General features: G+C 68.3%; 1 protein-coding gene. It reads right to left on the bottom strand.

Features of this window, described 5'->3' with window-relative positions:
• The coding region (locus ACFULT_RS27185) for a hypothetical protein (RefSeq protein WP_378483089.1) at positions 1 to 1,071 on the bottom strand (1,071 nt) is incomplete at its 3' end.
• Between the last annotated feature and the right edge of the window lie 126 nt (positions 1,072 to 1,197).

Raw genomic sequence — 1,197 nt, forward strand, 5'->3', positions numbered from 1 at the left:
CTCCAGGTTGTCCCTGACGGCGGTCGGGATCGCGTCGCCGGTCTGCTTCTGGGTGCCGAAGATACCGATGACGCCGAGCCCGCGACCCTCCTTGGAGATGGTCTGCATCATGCGCTGGTTGGACTCGATGACCTGCTTGTCCTTGCCGGTCAGGCCCTTGGTGTCGGCGTAGTTGTGGCACTCATCCATGAGCACCAGGACGAGCGGGTTGGTCTCGGTCGGCCCGTGCTTCCAGAACTTGTGCGTCCCCCGTTCCTCGACCAGGGCGGCCGGGCGGTCCTTGAGCAGCCGGACCAGTTCGGTCAGGCGTTGGTTGGCGGTTTCCGGGTTGTCGCCGACGACGAACATGGCGCGGTCTCCGGCCTGGCCCCAGTCGCCGTATCGGGCGTCGGAGGTCTTGCCGTCAAAGATGGCGAACTGCACGGTGGCGCGATTCGCGAGCGAGGCCATCCAGGCGAGCATGAGCATGGTCTTGCCGTAGCCGGGGAGGCCCGCGACCTTGATCCCGCTCAACTGCCGTAGCGGGATGGCGACTTGGCGCATCCAGGGGTTGTGACCCATCGGGAGGACCCAGTCGTCAGCGTCGGGCCAGGCGTACGGCGCGTGCTCGTCGAGCGGGTTGCCGACGATGCCCCGGACCTCCACGAGTCCGGCCTTGAGTCGGCGGACTTCCACGGTCTGGCAGTCCCAGGCGTCCGCGAGCCAACCGCCGGCCTTTTCGACTTCCTCGACCCCGACCTTCGGGATCGTCTTGATGACGGCCCGGATGCCCCACGGCTCGGGGAGCACCCTGATCTTCGGGACGACGGTGACGGGCTTGGCGGTCTTGCCCTGCCAGTCCTTGCGGCCCTTGGTGTTCTCGTCCACGCGAGCGAGGCCGACGTTCGGGGCGAGGCGACGCCAGCGGCGGGAGACGGCCCAGGCATGGCGCATCCGAGCCCGCTGGAGGGGAGTCGCCCGGATGTACCGGTAGGTGGCGATGAAGAGGCGAGCCGCCCCCCAGGCCGCCAGCACCGCGAGAGCGATGACGGCGACCAGGGGAGACAGGCTCAGGGAGTCGGTGACAGACACGGTCAGCCTTCCTGCGAGGCGGACTTACGGGAGGTGGGAACGGCGTTCAGGGGGCGGATCTCGTCGGCCTGGTACCAGGCAGTGCCGCCGACGACCTTCTCGTTGCCGTTGCGGTCGGTCCGCTTC

The sequence above is a fragment of the Rhodococcus sp. NPDC057297 genome (genome assembly GCF_042667435.1).
GTDB lineage: Bacteria > Actinomycetota > Actinomycetes > Mycobacteriales > Mycobacteriaceae > Rhodococcoides.